The 15,870-nt window shown below is 72.4% G+C and carries 16 protein-coding genes; 8 read left to right on the top strand and 8 right to left on the bottom strand.

What is annotated here, in order from left to right; translation table 11 throughout:
- Nucleotides 1-52: 52 nt before the first annotated feature.
- On the bottom strand, nucleotides 53-682 hold the full coding sequence (locus tag AB0B33_RS06110) for a dienelactone hydrolase family protein (RefSeq protein WP_247015741.1): 630 nt from the start codon (nucleotides 680-682) through the stop codon (nucleotides 53-55).
- A 146-nt stretch (nucleotides 683-828) separates the two neighbouring features.
- Between AB0B33_RS06110 and hisC the strand changes: the two genes are divergently transcribed.
- The gene (gene hisC, locus AB0B33_RS06105) at nucleotides 829-1,893 is read left to right on the top strand and encodes a histidinol-phosphate transaminase (protein WP_360767516.1); all 1,065 of its coding nucleotides are present in this window, start codon (nucleotides 829-831) and stop codon (nucleotides 1,891-1,893) included.
- Here the strand turns inward: hisC and AB0B33_RS06100 are convergent.
- From AB0B33_RS06100 to AB0B33_RS06090, 3 genes are all read right to left on the bottom strand, one after another.
- Nucleotides 1,874-2,647, bottom strand: a complete 774-nt coding sequence (locus AB0B33_RS06100; RefSeq protein WP_247015745.1) for a sulfite exporter TauE/SafE family protein — start codon at nucleotides 2,645-2,647, stop codon at nucleotides 1,874-1,876. The two genes, hisC and AB0B33_RS06100, sit on opposite strands and share 20 nt — an antisense overlap.
- 71 nt (nucleotides 2,648-2,718) lie before the next feature.
- Nucleotides 2,719-2,886 (bottom strand): VOC family protein, encoded by a 168-nt coding sequence (locus AB0B33_RS06095; RefSeq protein ID WP_360767512.1) that lies wholly within the window; start codon nucleotides 2,884-2,886, stop codon nucleotides 2,719-2,721.
- 33 nt (nucleotides 2,887-2,919) lie between these two features.
- Nucleotides 2,920-3,543 carry a GNAT family N-acetyltransferase gene (locus tag AB0B33_RS06090; protein WP_360767509.1) on the bottom strand — a complete coding sequence of 208 codons (624 nt, stop codon included), beginning with the start codon at nucleotides 3,541-3,543 and terminating at the stop codon, nucleotides 2,920-2,922.
- A 35-nt stretch (nucleotides 3,544-3,578) separates the two neighbouring features.
- Here AB0B33_RS06090 and AB0B33_RS06085 point away from each other — a divergent pair, with 35 nt between their 5' ends.
- Nucleotides 3,579-4,271, top strand: a complete 693-nt coding sequence (locus tag AB0B33_RS06085) for a FadR/GntR family transcriptional regulator (protein ID WP_247015751.1) — start codon at nucleotides 3,579-3,581, stop codon at nucleotides 4,269-4,271.
- A complete protein-coding gene (locus AB0B33_RS06080) occupies nucleotides 4,271-5,083 on the top strand; it encodes a class I SAM-dependent methyltransferase (RefSeq protein ID WP_360767506.1) in 813 nt (270 codons plus the stop codon). Before AB0B33_RS06085 ends, AB0B33_RS06080 begins: the two co-directional genes overlap by 1 nt.
- On the opposite strand, the gene AB0B33_RS06075 is transcribed toward AB0B33_RS06080, so the two are convergent.
- Nucleotides 5,080-5,577, bottom strand: a complete 498-nt coding sequence (locus AB0B33_RS06075; protein ID WP_360767503.1) for an FBP domain-containing protein — start codon at nucleotides 5,575-5,577, stop codon at nucleotides 5,080-5,082. The genes AB0B33_RS06080 and AB0B33_RS06075 overlap by 4 nt on opposite strands.
- Nucleotides 5,578-5,641: 64 nt before the next feature.
- On the opposite strand from AB0B33_RS06075, the gene AB0B33_RS06070 reads away from it, so the two are divergent.
- Nucleotides 5,642-7,141, top strand: coding sequence for an adenylate/guanylate cyclase domain-containing protein (locus AB0B33_RS06070; RefSeq protein ID WP_360767500.1), 1,500 nt, complete (start codon nucleotides 5,642-5,644; stop codon nucleotides 7,139-7,141).
- On the opposite strand, the gene AB0B33_RS06065 is transcribed toward AB0B33_RS06070, so the two are convergent.
- Complete coding sequence (locus AB0B33_RS06065; protein ID WP_247015759.1) at nucleotides 7,129-8,118, bottom strand: beta-ketoacyl-ACP synthase III; 990 nt, start codon at nucleotides 8,116-8,118, stop codon at nucleotides 7,129-7,131. The genes AB0B33_RS06070 and AB0B33_RS06065 overlap by 13 nt on opposite strands.
- A gap of 214 nt (nucleotides 8,119-8,332) precedes the next feature.
- On the opposite strand from AB0B33_RS06065, the gene AB0B33_RS06060 reads away from it, so the two are divergent.
- Nucleotides 8,333-8,806, top strand: coding sequence for an Lrp/AsnC family transcriptional regulator (locus AB0B33_RS06060; RefSeq protein ID WP_247015761.1), 474 nt, complete (start codon nucleotides 8,333-8,335; stop codon nucleotides 8,804-8,806).
- Here AB0B33_RS06060 and AB0B33_RS06055 read toward each other — a convergent pair.
- Nucleotides 8,803-9,072 (bottom strand): hypothetical protein, encoded by a 270-nt coding sequence (locus tag AB0B33_RS06055; RefSeq protein ID WP_360767495.1) that lies wholly within the window; start codon nucleotides 9,070-9,072, stop codon nucleotides 8,803-8,805. The genes AB0B33_RS06060 and AB0B33_RS06055 overlap by 4 nt on opposite strands.
- 304 nt (nucleotides 9,073-9,376) lie before the next feature.
- Between AB0B33_RS06055 and AB0B33_RS06050 the strand changes: the two genes are divergently transcribed.
- Together AB0B33_RS06050 and AB0B33_RS06045 are read left to right on the top strand one after the other, a co-directional pair.
- On the top strand, nucleotides 9,377-10,576 hold the full coding sequence (locus AB0B33_RS06050; protein ID WP_360767492.1) for an MFS transporter: 1,200 nt from the start codon (nucleotides 9,377-9,379) through the stop codon (nucleotides 10,574-10,576).
- Nucleotides 10,577-10,731: 155 nt separating this feature from the next.
- Nucleotides 10,732-11,136: an SsgA family sporulation/cell division regulator gene (locus AB0B33_RS06045; protein ID WP_360767489.1), complete on the top strand. Its 405-nt coding sequence runs from the start codon at nucleotides 10,732-10,734 to the stop codon at nucleotides 11,134-11,136.
- A gap of 149 nt (nucleotides 11,137-11,285) precedes the next feature.
- On the opposite strand, the gene AB0B33_RS06040 is transcribed toward AB0B33_RS06045, so the two are convergent.
- Nucleotides 11,286-12,389: a S1 family peptidase gene (locus AB0B33_RS06040; protein WP_360767486.1), complete on the bottom strand. Its 1,104-nt coding sequence runs from the start codon at nucleotides 12,387-12,389 to the stop codon at nucleotides 11,286-11,288.
- 444 nt (nucleotides 12,390-12,833) lie between these two features.
- On the opposite strand from AB0B33_RS06040, the gene AB0B33_RS06035 reads away from it, so the two are divergent.
- A complete protein-coding gene (locus tag AB0B33_RS06035; protein WP_360767483.1) occupies nucleotides 12,834-15,743 on the top strand; it encodes an AAA family ATPase in 2,910 nt (969 codons plus the stop codon).
- Nucleotides 15,744-15,870: the final 127 nt, after the last annotated feature.

Raw genomic sequence — 15,870 nt, 5'->3', positions numbered from 1 at the left:
CTGTGGTCGAAACCGACACTCGGCGTGCTGTGAGGGTGTCGGCCGCCCACACCTACCGCAGGTGCGCGTCGAACCAGTTGAGCGTGCGCTGCCAGGCTTCCGCCGCCGCGCCCGGGTCGGCGTCGAAGCGGTGGTTCGCGCCCGGGTAGTGGACGACGTTCGTGGCGACCTTCGCCGACGCGGCGGCGTCGCGCAGCCGCTCGACCTCGGCGCCGCCCGCCTCGTCGCCGGCGTCGCCGTACATGCCGAGCCACGGGCTGGTGAGCTTCCCGGCGATCTCGACCAGCGCGGGCAGTTCGGCGGACTGCTGCCCGCCGACGCTGACGGCCGCGCCCAGCTTGCGGTGCGAGGCCACGACGAGGGCCGCGGTGCCGCCGAGGTCGAAGCCCATCACGCCGAGGAGGTCGCCCTGGACGCCGCGCTCGACGAGCCAGGCGAGGGTCAGGTCGGTCGCGTCGAGCAGGTCCTGCTGGGTGAGGCGGTCGTTCTCCAGGTGCGGGGTGACGGTCAGCCATCCCTCCGTGGCCAGGCTCGCGAGCAGCAGCTTCACGCCGTCGGTGACGCCGTCCGCTTCGTGCAGCACCACCAAGCCACCGCGTAGCGCCCCCTCGGGTTCCGAGAAGGTCAGGCGCAGGGTGGGGCCGTCGGTGCGCTGGTAGTCCACGGTGCTGGTCGACGTCATTGCGTCACTCAATCACTTCGAGGTGAACGGGAGGAACCCAGTGTGGCAGGAGAGCACGGCACCGACCGTCTGAAGGGACTCGCGGGGCGGCGGCCGGAAAAGATACGGTGGCCGGGTCGTCCCGTCGAATTCCAGGAGCGCCGAAGATGCCGTCCGTGTCCCCGCGTGCCGATCTCGAATCGTTGCCGAAATACGTCCCCGGCCGGACGATCGAAGGCGCGATCAAGCTGGCGAGCAACGAGGTGCCCGGCGGCGCGCTGCCGAGCGTCGCCCAGGCGATCGCCGAGGCCGCGGCCGGGATCAACCGCTACCCCGACACCGGCTCGCAGGCGCTGCGCGAGCGGCTGGCCCGCGAGCTGGACGTCCCGGTGGCGCAGGTGGCGATCGGCTGCGGCTCGGTGTCGCTGTGCCAGCAGACGATCCAGGCCGTGTGCGCGCCCGGTGAAGAGGTCATCTTCGCTTGGCGCTCCTTCGAGGCGTACCCGATCGTCACGCAGGTCGCGAACGCCGTCTCGGTGAAGGTGCCGATCACCGAGAGCCAGGAGCTCGACCTCGACGCGATGCTCGCGGCGATCACCGAGAAGACGCGGATCGTCTTCGTCTGCAACCCGAACAACCCGACCGGCACGGCGATCCGCCGCGCGGAGCTCGAGCGGTTCCTGGACGCCGTCCCGGAGCGCGTGCTGGTCGTGCTCGACGAGGCGTACAAGGAGTTCGTGACCGACCCGGAGGTGCCGGACGGCGTCGAGTACACGCGGACGCGCTCGAACGTCATGGTGCTGCGCACGTTCTCGAAGGCGTACGGCCTCGCGGGCCTGCGCGTGGGCTACGCGGTCGCGCCGGAGCCGATCGCGGACGCGCTTCGCCAGGTGTACGTCGCCTTCTCGGTGAACATGCTCGCCCAGGTCGCGGCGCTGGCATCGCTGGACGCGGCCGACGAACTGCTGGCGCGCTGCCAGGAGATCGTCGTCGAACGCGGGCGGGTCCGGAACGCGCTGCTCGAAGCCGGCTACCAGGTGCCCGAGACGCAGGCGAACTTCGTCTGGCTGCCGCTCGGTGACCAGGCGGTGCCGTTCGCGGAGCACGCGCTGGACCGCAAGCTGGTGGTGCGCCCGTTCGCCGGCGACGGCGTGCGCGTGACCATCGGGACCCGCGACGAGAACGACCTGTTCCTGGCTGCCGCTCGGGAATTCAGCTCGCGAACTGCTTGACCACCAGCTGGATGACGGCGGCGACGCCGATCACCACGATCACGCCGCGCAGCACCGCCGGCGGCAGCTTCCGGCCGATCTTCGCGCCGAGGAAGCCGCCGGCGGTCGAGCCGACCGCCAGCCACAGCACGACGGGCCAGCTGATCGGCGCGACGAACGCGTAGATCACCCCGGCGACGACGTTGACGACGGCGGCGAGCACGTTCTTGACGCCGTTGAGCTTCTGCAGCGGCTCGGACAGCAGCATCCCCATGACGGCCATCAGCATCACGCCCTGCGCGGCGGTGAAGTACCCGCCGTAGATGCCGATGAGGAAGATGAAGAACATCAGCAGCGGCCCGGCTTTGTGCTCTTCGCCGTTGCCTTCGCGGCGCTTCGCGACCCACTTCGAGACCTTCGGCTGCACGATCACGAGGATCACGGCGAGGCCGACCAGCACGGGCACGACGGCTTCGAAGGCGTCCTTCGGCAGCGAGAGCAGCAGGATCGTGCCGCCGATGGCCCCGAGGAACGACGCGACGGCGAACTTCGCGGTCTGCCGCCAGTAGCCCTTGAGCTCGTGGCGGTAACCCCAGGCCCCGCTGAGCGTCCCGGGCGCGAGCCCGATGGCGTTCGACGTCGTCGCCGTCACCGGCGGGTACCCGAGCGCGACGAGCACGGGGAACGTCACGAGCGTCCCCGACCCGACGACGGCGTTGATGGTGCCCGCCCAGATCCCGGCGACCACGATGATCGCCGCGTGCCACCACGTCATGAAGCATTCACGTGCGGAGCCTAAGCATGGTGGGCCGGTGCCGCGACGCGCACGGGGTCAGATGTGTCTGGTCAGACACTCGGGGCGAACACGCAGAACTCGTTGCCCTCCGGATCGGCCAGCTGGTCCCAGTCGACATCACCTCCCCGCTCGCGGATCAGGGTCGCGCCCAGTGCCAGCAGCCTTCCCCGGCCGGGTCGACGATCGGCACCGCCAGTCCGCCAGGGCCTGGTGGTCAATCGCGTCCAGCGCGAGGTCCTTGAACTTCGCCGTCATGCCGCTCCTTCGGGTACGTGCGCCGGCACCACTTCGGCCGCGACCCGCCAGCCGAGCGAGACGTACAGCCCGCGGCCGGCCTCCGTGGCCAGCAACGCGCTCGTCTCGGCCCCGGCCACCGCACTCAGCTGGTGCATCACCACCCGGCCCAGGCCGCGGCGGCGGTGGTCCGGCTCCGTTTCGATCTTGTCGAACACCGCCACTCCGGAGGCCACCGCGACCCGGCCGCGCGCCGCCGGAGCACCGTCGAAAGACACCGCCACGTCCCAGGCCGGAGCTGAACCCGTCACCGCCACCGCGTAGCCCGGTGGTGCGACCGCGGCAGGCACCGCTCCCTCGAACGTCATCAAGTACTCCGTCTCCCCCGCCTTCCACTCCGCCGTCAGCCCCGCCAAAACCGCAGGCCGCGATCCGCACGTCTTCAGCCACGTACCCGGCGAAGCCACCGTCCGGGCCCGCGCCGCCACCGTCGACGGCGAGCGCAGCAAGTACCGCACCCGGTGGCCGGGCAAGCCGACGTCCAAGCGGTGCCCGTCCGGCTCCTCGACCGGCTCCGGCACCGCCCGAGACACCGCCCAGCCCGCGGCCCACGCCCCCAAGATCTCCACGTCGCCGATCATGACAGGCACCCCCGACAATTCCCGGAGCTGACAGGATGGGCGGCGTGGACACCGAGCAGGTCTGGAGCGCGACCGTCGACCGGCTGCGGTCGCGGATCGACGCCGGCGACCTGCCGCCGGGGTCGCGGCTGCCCGCCGAGCGCGTGCTGTGCGAGGAGCTCGGCATCAGCCGCGGGTCGCTGCGGCAGGCACTGCGCGTGCTCGCCTCCATCGGGTACGTGCAGATCCGCGCCGGCTCCGGTACCTACGTGGCCGAGCAGCGGGAGCAGCCCCTGCGGACCTGGTTCACCGAGCACGACCAGCTCGTCGAAAAGCTCTTCGACCTGCGCGCGACCGTCGAGCCGACGCTCGCCGAGCGCCTCGCTCGGCACGCCACCGCGAAGACCCTGAGCCGCCTCGAGGACAACGTCGCCGAGATGGCGAAAGCCGCCGAGGACGGGGACATGCTGCGCGTCATCGCCACCGACGCCGAGTTCCACCGGGTGATCGCGCAGAACGCGGGCAACGACGACGTCGCCGGGCTGCTGCGCTCGGTCCTCGCGCTGGTCGGCGAGGAGCGGCGGGCGGCGTTGCGGCTGCCCGGCCAGATCCGCAAGGCCGTCGACGACCACCGCGCCATCCTCGACGCCGTCCGCCGCTCCGACCCGGCCGCGGCCCGCGAGCTGACCCTCAAGCACCTGCTCGACGCCAAGACCTACGCCCACGACTTCGCCGCGGAGGAGCCCTGATGGAAAAGGTGCACTTCACCGAGGAAAAGGCCACCATGCTGGCCACCCTCTACGGCCGCGCGCTCGACAGCCGCGAAGCGGACCCGGTGCTCGGCGACCACGCCGCCGACGAGGCCGTCCGGCAGATCGACTACGACTTCGCCCAGCTCGGCATCACCCGCGACAGCGCCGTGAGCATCGTCCTGCGCGCGAAGCCGATCGACGGCTGGGCCGCCGAGTACCTCGCGCAGCACCCGGACGCCGTCGTGCTGCACCTCGGCTGCGGCATGGACACCCGGTTCCAGCGCCTCGCCCCGCCGGAAACCGTCCACTGGTACGACGTCGACTACCCCGAGGTCGTCGAGCTGCGCGAGAAGCTCTACGCGCCGGCGCCGAACCACACGAACATCGGCACGTCGGTGACCGACTTCGGCTGGCTCGACCAGGTGCCGTCCGACCGGCCCGCGCTGATCGTCGCCGAGGGCCTGACCATGTACCTGACCCCCGAGGACGGCACCGAGCTGATCCGGCGGCTGGTCGCGAAGTTCCCGTCCGGCGAGCTCGTCTGCGACGTCTTCAGCAAGCTCGGCATCAAGGCGCAGAAGCTCAACACCCCGGTCCGGCGCGCGAAAGCGACGCTGCGCTGGGGCGTCGACGACCCGCACGAGCTGGAGCGCTGCGGCCTGACGCTGGTGTCCTCTTTGGACGCCGCGCACTGGTCCACCCCGGACGTCCTGGCCCGGCTGCGGCCGTTGACGCGGTTCCAGCTGCGGACCCTCAAGTACTTCCCGCCGCTCGCGCGGATGGCGCACCTCGTGCGGTACCGCTTCTAACGGGACTCCAGCACCCGCGCCACGAACTTGTGCAGCTTCTCCTCGAGCCGCGCGGTGCGGTCCGCCTCCGTGAGCGTCTCGAACGGCTGGGGCACGTCGGACTTCAGCTCACCGCGGACGTACTGGCAGCAGGCGAGGTTGCCGCAGGCGTAGATGCCCAGCGTGTTGCCGTCGCGCCCGGCCTTCCCGGCGCGCTTGCCGGAGAACAGCGTGATGTCCGCGAGCCCGTGGGTCGTGGTGCAGAAGCCGCAGATGTTGCTGCGCAGGCGGGTTTTCGGCGCGGGCGCCGCTCGCAGGGCGAGGCCGACCACCTCACCGCCGTAGGGCAGCACGAGGTAGGCGCGCCCCGGTGCCTTGGGGTCGCGCCAGCCGAGGAATTCCCGCTTTTCCCACGGGATGTCTTCGGGCCGGGCGGGCAGCGTCACGCCCTTGGCTTCGCCGCGGGTGCAGTTGACGAACGAGGCCCGGATCTCGTCCTGGCCGAGTGGGTCCATGCTCGGCACGGTAACCAGCGGGCACCGCGGGTGGCCACGCATTTTCGGCCGTACGATCAACGCCGTGCGCAAGATCGCCGTCAAGAACTTCCGCGTGGTGTTGCGCACCAGCCTGGGCTTCGCCGGGCTGGGCATCGGCTCCAGCGTCGCCGGGTCCGGGGTGGTCGCCCTGCTGCTGGTGCTGCAGGGCCTGCCCAGCGACGTCGGCGACCACGGGTGGGTGCTCGGCCTGACCGCCGCCCTCATCGTCGCGGCGTCGCTGCTCGCCGGCACGGCGTGGACGGCGTGGCTGCAGCGGCGCACCGCGATCTGGTTCGTGCTCGGCCGGCCGCCGTCGGAGAGCGAGGCCAGGCGGGCGTTACGGCTGCCCGTCGACATGGCCGTGGTCAGCGGCACGCTCTGGCTGATCGGCACCGCCGTGCTCACCGCGCTCGCGGGCGCGCTCGGCTCGTCCGACGACGCCGTCGGCATGGCGACGGTGATCGGCCTCGGCGGGCTGACCACCGTCGGGCTCACCTACCTCGCGGCCGAGTGGGTGGCGCGGCCGGTGATGACGATCGCGCTCGGCGTCCTGCCGCCGCGCGGCTCGCTGCCCGTCACCGTGCTCACCCGGCTGGTCGTCACCTGGGCGCTGGCCAGCGGCGTCCCGTTCGTGGGCGTGCTGCTCGTCGCCACGCCGCCGGACCTCGGCTCGGGCAACCCCACCGCCAGCCTGGTCATGCTGTCGGTGATCGGGTTGAGCGTCGGCGCGATCGGCACCGCGCTGCTGGCCAGGGCGGTCGCGGCGCCGCTGCACCGGCTGCGCGTGGCGCTCGACGAGATCGCGCGCGGCGACACCGACGTGGTGGTCGACGTCGACGACTCCAGCGAGATCGGCCTGCTCCAGACGTCGGTGAACCAGCTCGCCGCCGGCCTGCGCGAGCAGGCGCGGATGCGGGACCTCTTCGGCAGGCACGTCGGCGCCGACGTCGCCCGGCACGCGCTGGAGTACGGCGCATCGCTGTCCGGGGACGTCCGCGAGGTGACGGCGTTGTTCGTCGACGTCGTCGACTCGACCGCGCTCGCCTACCGGACGCCGCCGGAGGAGCTGGTCGGGAAGCTGAACCGGCTGTTCGCGGCCGTCGTCTCCGCGGTCGGCGCCCGCGGCGGGCTGGTCAACAAGTTCCAGGGCGACGCCGCGCTGTGCATCTTCGGCGCCCCGACACGGCTCGCGGACGCGCCCACCGCCGCGCTGGCCGCGGCCCGCGCGATCCGGGACGCGGTCCGCGAGACGGGTGAGCTCGACCTCGGCATCGGCGTCTCGAGCGGCCCGGTGTTCGCCGGGCAGCTCGGCAGCAGCAGCCGGCTCGAGTACACCGTGATCGGCGACGCGGTCAACGAGGCCGCGCGGCTGACCGAGCTGGCGAAGGCGACGCCGTCACGCATCCTGGCCAGCGACGCCGTCGTCTCCGCGGCGTTGCCGAGCGAAGCCGCGTACTGGGCGAAGCACGGCGAGCTGGAGCTACGCGGCCGCCTGGAAGCGACGCCGACTTGGACAGCCGTCCCGGAGCCTCAGGACAGCTGACCCAGATCCGGCCAGCGCAGCACGGTCGAGCCCCAGGTCAGGCCCGCGCCGAACGCGCTGAGCAGGACGCGGTGGCCGGGCGCGAGGGTGCCGTCGGCGCGGGCGTCGGCCAGCGCGAGCGGGATGGACGCGGCGCTGGTGTTGCCGACGCGGTCGATGTTGGCGACGACGGCGTCCGCCGGCATGCCCAGCTGCTTCGCCGTCGCCTGGAGGATCCGGATGTTGGCCTGGTGCCCGACGAAGCGGTCGACGTCGCCGACCATCCAGCCGGCGGCGTTCAGCACCGTCCGGGACGACTCCGCCATCCGCGCGCAGGCGTGGCGGAAGACCGCGGTGCCCTGCATGGCGAGGAACCGGTCGGCCGGGGTGTCGGACAGCCGCTTCCGGGCGCCGCCCGCTTCGACCCAGAGCAGGTCGGCGAGCTCGCCCTCGCTGTGCAGGTCGAACGGCCCGAACGCGCCGGGCTCGCCGGCGTCGCCCGCCCGGAGCAGGACCGCGCCGGCACCGTCGCCGAAGATCGGCACGGTCGTGCGGTCGGCCGGGTCGATGAGCGTGGTGAAGGTGTCGGCACCGATCACGAGCACGCGCTCGGCGATCCCGCCGGCGATGAACCCGGCCGCGGTGGCCAGCGCGTAGACGAAGCCGCTGCAGACGGCGTTGACGTCGAACGCCGCGGCCGTGCCGAGCCCGAGCCGGGCGGCGACCTGCGGCGCGCTCGCCGGGCACGGCTGGTCGGGCGTCGAGGTGGCGAGCACGACGACGTCGGCGCTCCCGCCGCCCAGCGCTTCGCGGCCCGCCCCGACCGCGAGGTCCACAGTGGACTCGTCCGGTCCGGCGACGCGGCGCTCGCGGATCCCGGTGCGGGTCCGGATCCACTCGTCCGAGGTGTCCAGCCGGGTGGCGATCTCGTGGTTGTCCAGGACTTTCGTCGGCAACCACGAGCCGAGGCCGGTCAGCACGGCGGCAGGTGCGGGCACGGGAGAGCCTCCCCACGCCGGTGGGTAGGCGAACGACCGGCTGGTTCTCTCCACTTGTATGGGCTACCCCCTGGTAGACCGGTGAGTTGTGTTCCAGGTCACTCAAAAAGTTGTTTCATCTTCGCCTCGTCCGGAGTAGTGAGCGACGTCACGGAGGAGTGAGCCCCGAAGTAACTCCAGGCGGATTGTCGGGGGTGCCGGTTAGCCTGCTGGAGTGCAGACACCCGACCTCGACCAGCTGGACACCGCCATCCTCGCCTGCCTCCAGGCGGACGCCCGCACCATCGCCGAGACGATCGGCGCGAAGGTCGGCCTGTCGGCCGCGGCGGTCCAGCGGCGGATCAAGCGGCTGCGCGAGGCGGGCGTCATCGAGCGCGAGGTGGCGGTGCTTTCGCCGGAGGCGCTCGGGCTGGCCATGACGTTCGTGGTGATGGTCGAGATGGAGCGCGAGAACCTCGCGGTCCTCGACGCGTTCCGCCGCCAGGTGCTCACCGACGACTGCGTCCAGCAGTGTTACTACGTGACCGGCAACGCGGACTTCGTGCTGATCGTGACGTGCCCGGACATGGCGGGCTTCGAGGCCTTCACCCGGCGGATGTTCTTCGAGAACCCGAACGTCCGCCACTTCACGACGAGCGTGGCGATGGACCGGGTGAAGGTGGGCCTCGACCTCCCGCTCGGCCCCTAGGCGGCGCGGGCCCTGGCGGCGCCGTCGGCCAGGACCGGGTTGAGCGCGGCCTCGCAGATGGGCTGCTTCCCGCAGAGCGCGAAGGCCGTGACGACGTAGGTACCGACCTGGGCGACGTAAGTCAGCTTGACCAGGTCGCCGCCGGTCGTCGTCTTGATCGCGAGCACCTGGGCGGGGCGGTCGGTCTGCACCTGGACGGCCCAGACGCCGACGCTCCCGCGCGCGACGGCCGCCCCGACCGCGATCGCCCGGTCCGGCCCGATCACGTGGGCCTGGTTCTCGAAGGTGTAGGCCTCGAGCGCGAACCGCGTGCCGGCGGGAACCCGGCCGGGTCGAGCGGGAGCGAGAGGAGATCCGGCGCGGCCCCCGCGGTAGCCGAAGCGGCTGGCCCGTCGGCCCGCCCCGCACAGGCCGTGACGCACATCGTCACCAACCGGCTCCCCGGCTCCATGACATCCCCTCGCCGCGGCCGGCGGTCGGGTGGTGCGCTGTCGCGGGCAAATAGGTGGGACCGCGGGCCACCCGTCGATATCCTGGCCCGCTGTCCACCTGGGGGAAGGACTCCGCGCCATGGTTCGGGATCGACGGCTCTTCCTGGCCGCCACGGTGATCGACGCGCTCGGGAGCGGGCTCTGGGTGCCGTTCGCCCTGCTCTTCCTCGTGCACGGCCAGGGCCTGGGCCTGGTCGACGCCGGGACGTCGCTGAGCACCGGTGCGGTGCTCGCGCTCGTCAGCGGGCCGGCCACCGGGGCCGCGATGGATCGGTTCGGGCCGCGGGCGTTGCTCGTCGGCGGGAACCTCGTGCGGGTCGGGGCCTTCTGCGCCTACCCGTTCGTGCACAGCAGCTGGCAGGTGGTCGTCGTCTCGGCCGTGGCCGGGTTCGGGGATCGGCTGTTCTGGACCTGCAACGCGCCGATGGCCGCTCGGCTCGCCGGTGGGCGGGACACCGATCGCGTGCTCGCGACGCAGACGGTGGGGCGGTTCGCCGGGGCGGGGGTCGGCGCCGCCGCGATGGCGGTGCTGCCGACCCTCACCAGTCCGTGGGCCTTCCACCTGCTCGCCTACGTCAACGCGGCGAGCTTCGCCGTGGCGGCGGTGCTGATCCGCCTGCTCCCCCGTGCCGAAGCCCGCACGGACCGGCCGGCCGGGAGCTGGCGGGCCGTGCTCGGGGATCGGCCGTTCACCGGGTTTTGCCTCACCCACCTGGCTTTCACGCTCGCCAGCGCGAGCAAGTTCGCCGTGCTGCCGATCGTCGTGCGGGATCTGCTGCACGGTCCACAGTGGATCGCCGGGACCGCGATCGCGGTGGGGACCGTGGTCGTCGTCACCACCCAGCGGCCGATCATCGCCGTGCTGGCCCGCCGGAGCCGGACGGCCGGGCTGCTCGGGTCCGCGGTGCTGTTCGCGGTTTGCTTCGCGCTGCTGATCCCGCTGGAAGCCGTTCCGCTGGACGTCGCCGCCGGGCTGATCCTCGTGGCCAGCGTGGGCTTCTCGGTCGCGGAAGCGATGTTCGGCCCGACCGCCACCGCGGCGGCCGCCGAAGCCGCGCCGCCCGGGGCCGAAGGGCGGGCCAGCTCGATCTTCCAGCTCTCCTGGGGGCTCCCGGTGGCGCTCGCGCCCGGGCTGCTGGCCCTGCTGCTCACCGCGGGCAACGCCCTGACCTGGTCGGTGCTGGCGCTGACCTGCGCTTCCGCCGTCCCGGCCCTGCTCGCGCTGCGGAAACGGCTGCCCGGCGCCTTGCGGGAGCCGTCACCACCCGTGGCCGCCTGAGCGCAAGGGGTATGTGCCCGGCGTTACACCACAATGGACCGATGCAACCGATCAAGTGAACGTGAAGCTTTCTCCGTCATGACCGCAGGCCCTGGTCATCTCCTTGCCGAACAGTTCGCGCCGCGCGAACCGACCGCGAGACTCCAGGAGGGGCCGTGCACACCGACGCCGTACACCAGAGCCAGTTCGTGCTGCTGAACGAGAGCACCACACCCGTCCTGTCGCGCCTGTCCTACCACTCCACCGAGCCGTTCGCGGTGACCGTGGCCTTCCGGACCGAGCGCGGCCGGTGGATCGAGTGGACCTTCGCGCGTGACCTCCTCGTGTCCGGGCTCGACGAGCCCACCGGTCTCGGCGACGTCCGGATCCGCCCGGATCTGTCGGAAGACGAAGACTTCCTGACCCTGGAAATCGAGTCACCGGACGGCTATGCGTCGTTCGAGCTGGAGCGCGAAGACATCCGGACGTTCCTCGAGGCGTCCTTCGAACTGGTGCCGCACGGCGAAGAGAGCGCGCACTTCGACGTCGACGGGCTGATCGAGGAGATCAGCAACGTCTGACCCCCGAACCTCCCAATCCCGCGGCGAGGAACGAAGGGCGGGGTTTCGAGTGCTCCACCGATGCCCCCACCGCCTCCCTCAACGGAGGCGCTGGGCGCCCGGTGCCCCCTCCAGGCACTCGAAACCCCGCCCTTTCGCGTATCCGCCGATCAGCTGGTCTTGAGGGTGGTGCCGGTGCCGGACAGCGCGCCGGCGATCGGGTAGAAGTACGTCACGGTGGTGTTGCCGCCGGACAGCACGCCCTGCGCGGAGTTGCCGCTGATGAAGCCGCCGCCCGAGTCACCCGCGGCCGAGCGGACGTTGGTCGCCGTCATGCCGTTGACCGTGCCCTCGGAGTAGCGGACGCTCTGGTTCTTGGCGCCGATCGTGCCGCAGGTCCAGCCGGTGGTCGAGCCGGCCTTGCAGACCGACGTGCCGGTCGCGGCGTTCGACTGCCCACGCACCGCGGTGCCGTTGTTCATCTGCGCGACCGGGGTCCAGCTGCTGTTGGTCCGGACCGCCGCGTAGTCGACACCCGGGAACCGGTAGGTGATCCAGCTGCCGAGCGCCGCGCCGTTCGACCCGGTCAGCGAGCCGCCGCCGGTGAGCGCACCGCAGTGGCCGGCGGTGACGAAGCCGGTCGTGGTCGCGAAACCGACCGAGCAGCGCGACGAACCGCCGATGTAGTAGGCGTCACCGCCGCGGATGTTGGCGTGCAGCGTCGGTTTCGCCGCGGCGTCGAGGATCGTGACCGACGACTTGTCCACACCGGACTGGGTGAGGAAGGCGTCGGCCGCGGCCCGCTGGCCTTGCAGCACGGAGAGCGTGACGCGGTTGGTGGTGGAGTCGACGCCCCAGCCGGTGATCGCGTACGGCGCCGACTTGTCGAGTGCGGTGAACTTGTCCACAGTGGAGTCGAGCTGGCGGGCGCTGAACTTCACGACCTCCGCCTCGGCCCCGGCTTCGCGGATCTTGGCGACCGAAGCGGCGTTCGTCGTCTGGATGTGCGCCTTGCCGGTGGCGGCGTTGTAGGTCGCGCCGCCGAACGCGTCGCCAAGCGTCGCGCTGACCGCTTCGGTGACCTTGTTCGCGACGTCCTCGCTCTTCAGCCGCGACAGCACCTGGTCGTGGCTCAGGCCGAGGTCGCGCTGCATGGCGGGCACGATGTCCGGGTTCAGCAGGTCCTGGCCCGACGCGGGGACGGCGATCGCGGCGAGCGCGCCCGTCGTCATCACCACGGCGGCAGCGGCACCGAAGAGTCTGGCGATCTTCATGCTTCTCCCTAGTTGGTTACGCGCGGCTCCGCACCGGCCACGCAGCGGTACTCCCCCGGCTGAGCGTCCCCGCAGTGGGCGTTACGGTGCAATCCGGGCGCCCGGCGAATGGGTATACGCATTCACCCCGGACGAATCCCCTGCTCCAAGCGGTCCTGCACCCGCGATGTCACCCGGTCGGACAGGTCCTTAAGTAGGGTTTCCGTGAACTACTTTCGGTAGCCGGGACACTTCCCGGAACGCGTTAAGCACCCCCGGAGCGGGGGAAACGCCGACGTTTCGCACGCGCAGTGACCCGGAACCGGGGGATCCCACGGCAAACCGGTGACAGCGGGTAGGCGGACGAGTGGCGCCGGTACCGACCACCTATTCGGTTAATGGTTTACGGGACGATCAGCTCTGCTTAGGCTCCCGCGCACAGTGCCGGAGCGCCGAGGAGGTCATATGTGGTTGACCGCTCCCCGCCCCACCTCGGTTTCCGTCCGGTCCGGACCCGCCCGGCTGACCGGCCGCGACCCCGAACTGGACGCCATCGTCGACGTGCTCCGGCACCGTCCCGCGGCGGTGCTGATCGAGGGTGAACCCGGCATGGGCCGGACCCGGCTGCTCGCGGAGATCGGGCGGCGCAAGGAGTTCGACGGCGGCCGCGTGCTCACCGGCGCCTGCCAGCCGCTGCGGGAACCCTTTCCCTACGGGCCCGTCCTGGAAGCGCTTCGCGCGGTCGGCGACACGCAGCTCGGCCCGCTGAGCCCGGTCGCCGGCGTGCTGCGGCCGTTGCTGCCGGAGCTCGCGGAAGCGCTTCCCCCGCGCCCCGAGCCGCTCGACGACCCCGTCGCCGAGCGGCACCGCGTCTTCCGGGCGGTGCGGGAACTCCTGGCCGCCTGCGGGCCGGCACTCGTGCTGATCGACGACCTCCAGTGGGCCGACGAGGACACCCGCGACCTCATGCGGTTCCTCGCCGGCGCGATGCCGCCGGAGCTGGCGGTCGTCGCCACCTACCGGTCCGCCACCGACGTCCGGCCCGGCCCACTGGGTGCGCCGTTCCGGACCGACCCCGCCGTGTACTCCGCCCGGGTGGCGCTGGGCGCGCTCGACGTCGCCGCCGTGCGCGCGCTGGCCGTCGAAATCCTCGAACTGCCGCGCGTCACCGACGAGTTCGCCGCGAAGCTGCACGAGTGCACCGCCGGAATCCCGTTCGTGGTCGAAGAAACCTTGCGGGCGCTCAAGGAAGCGGCCGAGCGGCTGCCCGTCGGCGAAGTGCTTTCCGACCGGTTGCTGGAGAACCTCGAGGTGCCGGTGCTGCTGCGGGAGGCCGTCACCGAACGGCTCGCCGCGCTGCCCGACCCGGCCGTCCGGCTGGCCGGCGCGGCCGCGGTGCTCGGCGTCGGCGCCGAAGCCGCCGTGCTGGGCGAGCTGGCCGGGCTCGCCGACGACCTGCTCCGGACCGCGCTGCTCGCCGCGTTGTCGGGCGGCGTGCTCGGCGAAGTCGGCGACGGCAAGTACGGCTTCCGGCACCCGCTGGCGCGCAAGGCCGTCTACGACACGGTCAGCGGACCCGAACGCGCTTTGCTGCACGCGCAGGCGATCCGCGTGCTCGCCGCGCAGCCGTCCCCGCCGCTCACGCTGCTGGCCCGGCACTCCCGCGCGGCCGGCCGCGTCGACCAGTGGCGGCACTACGCGGAAGCGGCCGCGGACGAGGCCATCGCCCGCGGTGAGACGTCCCGGGCGATCGACCTGCTGCAGTCGGTGCTCGCCGAACCCGGCCCGGCGCAGGCGGACGCCGGGCGCGTGGCCGGCAAGCTGAGCCAGGTCGCGCTGCGGGGTTTCCGCCCCGACGTGATCGGCACGCTCGAGCGCGTCCTGGAAGAGGTGGCGCTGCCGCCGTCGGTCCGCGGCTCGATCCGGCTGAGCCTGGGCATGCTGCTGGTCCGGACCATCGGCGGGCTCGGCCGCGGCCGCCTCGAAGTCGAGCGCGCGATCGGCGAGCTGACCGACCGGCCCGACCTCGCCGCGCGCGGGATCACGCTGCTGGCCCAGCCGATCGACGGGCTGACGCCGTTGTCGTGGCACGAATCCTGGCGCGCCCGCGCGGGCGAGGTGTACGAGCGGCTCGACGACCCCGAGCTGCGGCTCGCCCTGACCGCCGACCGCATCGCGGCCGCGTCGCACGTCGGCGACGGCTCGGCGTGGGCGGAGTTCGAAGCGCTGTCGGACACCGTCGGCACGGTCGCCGAGCGCGTCCAGCTGGCCCGGCTGTGGTGCAACCTCGCCGACGGCCAGTCGTGGGCCGGGCACCTCGAGCGCGCGGACCGGCTGGTCACCGAGGGCGTCCGGCGCGCGACCGACGCCGGCGCGCTGTACGCGATCGGCCTGATCCAGGGCACCCGCGTCCGGCTCGACTGGGTGCGCGGGCGCTGGAACGGGCTCGCCGAAGCCGCCGAGCAGCTGCGGGACAGCTACCCGGAACTCGGCCCGATCGTCATGGAGTCGTCCCTGGTGCTCGGCGGGCTCGCGGCCGTGCGCGGGGAGTTCGCCGCGGCGCAACGGCACCTGGCCGCGGCGAGCGTGCACGCACCCGACCGCGGGCCGATCCCGGTGGTGCTCTCCGCCGCCGGCGTGCTGATCTCGGTCCTGCTGGCGACCGACGACGTCGACGGCGCCTGCGCGGCGGCCGACACGGCGGTGGCCGCGGCCGGGCGCAAGGGCGTCTGGATCTGGGCGGCGGCGCTGGTCCCGGCGGCGGCGCAGGCGTACGCGCGGGCCGGGCGCTGGCCCGAGGCGGACAGCGTGGTCGAGGCGTTCGCGCGCGGCATCGAGGACCGCGACGCCCCGGTGGCCGCGGCCGCCCTGGTGGCCGGACGCGCGGTGCTGCTGGAGGCGCGGGGCAAGCACCTGGCCGCGGCGGCGCTGTTCGACGAAGCCGCGGCTGGCTACACGGCCCTGCCGATGCCCTACCCGGCGACGGGGATGCGGGAGCGGGCCGCGCTGTGCCGCCTGGCGGCGGGCAACCGGGACGCCGTCGAGGAGCTGACGGCGGCCGCGGAGGCGTACGAGCAGCTGGGCGCGACCCGCGACGCCGGCCGCTGCCGTCACCAGCTGCGCGAGCACGGCGCTTGGGCGCCATCGCAACGCGGGCGGCGGGGGTACGGGAGCGAGCTGTCGCCGCGGGAACGCGAAGTCGCGCGGATGCTCGCGGAGGGGCGGACGAACCGCGAGATCGCGGACGGGCTGTTCCTTTCGCCGCGCACGGTGGAACAGCACGTGGCGAAGGTGCTGCGCAAACTCGGCGCGCGCTCTCGCACGGACGTGGCTCGCAAGCTCCCGGGAGACTTCGCCACCGCCCCCGCCGGCTGACCCGAGGCCGCACTTTCACGTGAAAGTGCCGACCTGGGGGCGTCACTTTCACGTGAAAGTGCGGGGAAGGCCGAGCGGGGAGCCGGGACCAAAAAGGCACAAACCCCCGGGCCCCCGCGGACGGACC

Source organism: Amycolatopsis sp. NPDC049159 (assembly GCF_040648295.1).
GTDB lineage: Bacteria > Actinomycetota > Actinomycetes > Mycobacteriales > Pseudonocardiaceae > Amycolatopsis > Amycolatopsis pretoriensis_A.
Note: the sequence above shows the minus strand (reverse complement) of the source record. Positions and strands in the feature narration are given on the sequence as shown.